The organism is Bacillota bacterium (assembly GCA_012727955.1).
Classification (GTDB): domain Bacteria; phylum Bacillota; class Limnochordia; order DTU087; family JAAYGB01; genus JAAYGB01.
In genome coordinates, this window is record JAAYGB010000030.1 from 1 (window position 1) to 4557 (window position 4557).

Sequence of the window (4557 nt, forward strand, 5' to 3'; positions counted from 1 at the left end):
ATGCCTAGCTTAGGGTACTCTACGAAACCCTGGGTGATAGCTCTACGGAACCTCAGCGGCTTCAGCACAGCTTTATGAACACCAATTGTGGCGAGGTCTCTCGCCTACTAAAGCTTGACGCGTACACAGCAACCACAAAGGTTGAACAACCGGAAGAGGATACCCCCTGGGGTATACAGGAATCTGATTACTCGTTCACTGATCGCCATGAACCGAAACGCGCGATCGGCTTGAACCGAAGGCAGTGATCGAATTAACCGAAATACACGGTGAACTCGGGGCCTACAGAAATTGATGCGTAAACTCCTTCCATGGGATGCTTACATGCTTACCTTGATTGATGATTTCATCTACGTGTTTCAGAAGTGGGAAATCCGTCATCTTGATTGCGCCCTTCTCCTCCTGGATGCGCATAGCCTTTGCCACGGCAGTAGCTATGGCAACGGACTCCAAGGTGATTCCTTCTAGCTCAGTCATGGCGTCTTGGAAGGATAGACCGCGACCCAGCAGTGTTCCCAAGCGCCGAGTACGGCCACCAAAAATGGTCACATACAAGTCAGCGATGCCAAAGGCAAGGCTTTCTTCCTTCCCTCCTACCAGCCCAACTAAGGATGCCATTTCCCGCATAGCCTGACCAAACAGGGCTGCTTGGGGGTTGTAGGCCTCACGGCAGCCAATTCCTTCTTCCCGTTCAATCAAGCCAATAGCCAAACTTACCCCTAAAGCATAGGCATTCTTCAAAGCCACAGCAGCCTCGACTCCCACCACATCGGTGGATATGCTGATATGGTAGTAGTCGGTTTCCAACATCTCCTTCAGCCGCGCCAATGTGCTGGCGTCCTCACCGCAGAAACACACCACCGAAGGCCGGCGGTCGGCCAGCTCATAGCTGGTACATGGTCCACCAACTGCATTGAGGGAAAGCCGTTTCCCCAGACCTACTTTTCTCTGCATGTAGTGAGGGAAAGGGATGAGCTCCCCATCTGACTCTGCTGCAAGACCTTTGGTGACAAGCAAAACAGGAAGGTGTGTTGGGATCAGCGGCAAGACCTGTTCCGAAAACCAATCTACACCAAAACTGCTTACCCCTCCAATTACCAGCTCTGCACCATCCAAGGCCTGCTCCAACTCTTCAATTTGATAGGCCTGAACGCCTGTTGGTAGATGCCGCTGAAGCGTCGGGTGAAACCGGCTTTGTTTAACACTGGCAATAATCTCACGGTCAAGCGGGGTTCCCACCAGCCGTACTATATGGCCGTTGTCATGCGCAGGCGTACACATGGCCGAGCCCATCATCCCTGCCCCAACGATCGTGATAGTTCTCAACTGCATCACACCCCCAGTTCTGAATGCGGTGACAGAGGCAAACCTACCAATCAGGGAGGTCGGCAGCCTTAACCAAACTCGCAAGCGCCGAACACCCCCGCGTGTGCGGGAAAGACACTTAATAGATTCCCTCTTTATCGGGGTTTGCGATCTAGCTAACGACAGAATTCATACACCTTGTGCTGACGAAGCATGCATCAGGTAGACATCTCTCAAGGCTCTGTGTGCAGCCTCTTGGCCTATGCCATACGCCAACAGTGCATCCTCCGACCTACAGGGTTTCAGAACCATCTTCTCCCTCTTCACGAGCTTTAGGAGATCAGTCTTTTTGCTCTTGATGACGGATTTATCACCACACAGCTTCTGGTTGATGAAATCGTAGCGCACTACATCCCACTCAGAGATCACCAACAAACTAGCTAGAGCGTTTGAAATGTGGAGTCTTTCAGCCTCCAACAGCTCATCTGTTAGGCCTGCTAGAGCCACAATCTCGCTGGAGAGCTCCAAACACCCCTGATGCCCGCTCGTCAGGATATTGTCAATCTTCGCAAAGTATTCATTTACTCCTGCCTTTTCCGTCCACATCATGTATGGACCAAGGCATCCTATCCCACTTACCTGTCCATCTCTACGAGTAGGGGTTTCAATACCCAGAGATGTCCAGCTAGTACTCAGTATGCCCACGAAGGTTAACATTGACCCTTTTGGGAATCACAAGACAGGTTCATCCACCTCTACCGCTCAAGATGGGGATTTTTCTTTTTACATCAGACTGCTGCCTTAATCCAAACCATCAAGAGTTTGCTCGAATCCCGTCAAGGATTAGTTGCTTGAGCCCTTGCTGAGGATTGCGCACTTCATGTGTTAAGAAAGGCAGCAAGGGATGAATCTTGCCCTTAACTCCCCGGACTGTGACGCCACTGGAGACAACGACGAGCGAGAAAAAGAAATGCAATCTACAGATATCCGTTTTCCCGGACGGTTGGGGCACCCCGACGTCAGAAGGCTTGCGGCAGGCATTTCAGGTAAGAACCGAGAAGTCACAGATAAGGGAGAACAATCTGATACAGCATGAGCCGCGACACACCTGCTTAACTCTGGTTGCAACCTGGGGTGCTATCCGTAGGATGCAAGCGGTAGTTGGGCACAGGTGGACATCAGCAAGGAGAGATACACTCATCCTTCACGGTCCATCCCTAAAAGGGAGATGAGAAAGCATCCCTTAAGATAATGCTATAGAACCGAGAGGATAATTGGATGTCCTCGTCTGGCAAAGGCAGTAGCTTCTCTGTGCTGATGAAATGATCTCATCACCACCGGGATGTTGACTTGCTCAGTGTAGCACATGGGATGAACAATAGAGGAGGGAGATAGGATGTCATTTCTGGAGCTCACAAAGAAGAGATACGCTGTCCGGAGCTACAAGGATAAGCCTGTAGAAAGGGAGAAACTGCTTCAGATACTTGAAGCGGCCAGGAATGCACCTTCTGCCGCCAACCGGCAGCCCTGGCATTTCATTGTTGTCACCGAGGAGGAGTTAAGAAACAGGTTAGGTGAAGCCTATCCTCGGGATTGGTTTAGAAAGGCGCCCGTTGTCATCGTTGCCTGTGGGGATCACTCTGTCTCCTGGAAGAGGGAAGACGGCAAAGACCACTGCGATGTAGACCTGGGCATTGCTGTTGAGCACATAGCCTTGGCTGCTTCCGATCTTGGTTTGGGAACCTGCTGGGTGTGTGCCTTTGATGCTAAGCGCTGCCATGAGATACTAGAGTTACCGGACAATCTGGAAGTCATTGCCCTCCTACCCTTGGGCTATCCCGCGGAAGAGAGAGTGCCGGAGAAAAAGAGGAAGAGTCTGGACGAGATTGTTACCTGGAGATAGGACAGGATCAACGACACCAAGAGAAGCACTCCAGGGACGGTTCTTCTCATGTCGAGAACACAATAATACAACAGAACCGTCCCCTTGTGTTACTTGTCCTTTGGGGTGAACTCAAATGAGCTTTACAGCAGCTTACAGGAAGTCATTGGAGGATGGCAGCCTGCTCAAAAAAGTGGAAATGGCTCGAAGGCACTATGAAGCCTGCTTCCTGTGTCCCCATGAATGTGGTGTAGACAGAAGAAGGGAAAGAGGGATCTGCCGAGGAGGCCCCAAGACTGTAGTGGCCAGCTATGGGCCGCATTTTGGGGAGGAAGATGTCTTAGTTGGCTATAGGGGCTCTGGAACGATATTCTTTGCTCACTGTAATCTAGGATGCGTCTACTGTCAGAATTATACTATCAGCATTCATGGCAGAGGAACCTCCATCTCCAATGAAGAGCTGGCCAGTATCATGTTGCTTCTACAGGATCATTATCGATGCCACAACATAAATCTGGTTACACCCACCCATTTTGTACCGAACATCCTGGAGGCTGTTTATCTGGCTGCCCAAAAGGGCTTAAGACTACCGATCGTGTACAACTGCTCTGGATATGAAAACGTTGAGACTCTGAAAATCCTAGATGGAGTCATCGATATCTATATGCCAGACTTTAAGTACAACTCACCGGAACTGGCCGGAAGGTACTCCCGGACAAGAGACTATCCGGAAAAAGCCAAGCTAGCTCTGAAGGAGATGAACCGCCAGGTCGGCGACTTAAGAGTCGATGAGAAAGGGATTGCCTACCGAGGTTTATTGATCAGGCACCTGGTCCTACCAGGAGGAATGGAGGACACAAAGGAAATCCTGGGATTTATAGGCGAGGAACTATCTCCCGATTGTCTGGTTAATGTAATGGGGCAGTACTACCCTGCCCATAGAGCCTCTGAGTATCAGGAGATTGCAAGGCGACTAACCCCTAAAGAATTCCGGGAAGCCGTAGATTATGCACGAGAACTAGGCTTAAGGTTAGCTTGATGTCTTCGATACCATTGAGCTGTCGAATGGCAGTGTATAGTGTTTTTGGCAATCATACTTTCAAGAGTGGGGATGCGGACAAAAACCTGGACTTGAGACAGTCAGGGGGATGTCCATGTACTCCGTAAGCGTAAAAACGAGTACACCTACCAACTCCTAAAATGCGATGAGATAATAAGGTCACCATCGTAAAGGAGTTGGTTTTTAGTGAGTAAGACTAAGCAAGAGTTATGGGAAGAACGAGTTCAATCATTCTTAGCTAGCGGCCTTAGCCGCAGAGCATGGTGTCTAGAACAGAACATTCCAGAGCATCAGCTGGGTTACTGGCTTC

General features: G+C 50.1%; 4 protein-coding genes. 2 read left to right on the top strand and 2 right to left on the bottom strand.

The annotated features are described in order from the left end of the window. Positions 1-282: 282 nt before the first annotated feature. Complete coding sequence (locus tag GX030_05865) at positions 283-1326, bottom strand: glycerol-3-phosphate dehydrogenase (protein ID NLV91904.1); 1044 nt, start codon at positions 1324-1326, stop codon at positions 283-285. 168 nt (positions 1327-1494) lie between these two features. Then, positions 1495-1914, bottom strand: coding sequence for a hypothetical protein (locus tag GX030_05870; GenBank protein ID NLV91905.1), 420 nt, complete (start codon positions 1912-1914; stop codon positions 1495-1497). 787 nt (positions 1915-2701) lie between these two features. Here GX030_05870 and GX030_05875 point away from each other — a divergent pair. After that, positions 2702-3208, top strand: a complete 507-nt coding sequence (locus GX030_05875; protein NLV91906.1) for a nitroreductase — start codon at positions 2702-2704, stop codon at positions 3206-3208. Positions 3209-3323: 115 nt separating this feature from the next. After that, a complete protein-coding gene (locus GX030_05880; GenBank protein ID NLV91907.1) occupies positions 3324-4226 on the top strand; it encodes a radical SAM protein in 903 nt (300 codons plus the stop codon). The last annotated feature ends 331 nt before the right edge of the window (positions 4227-4557 follow it).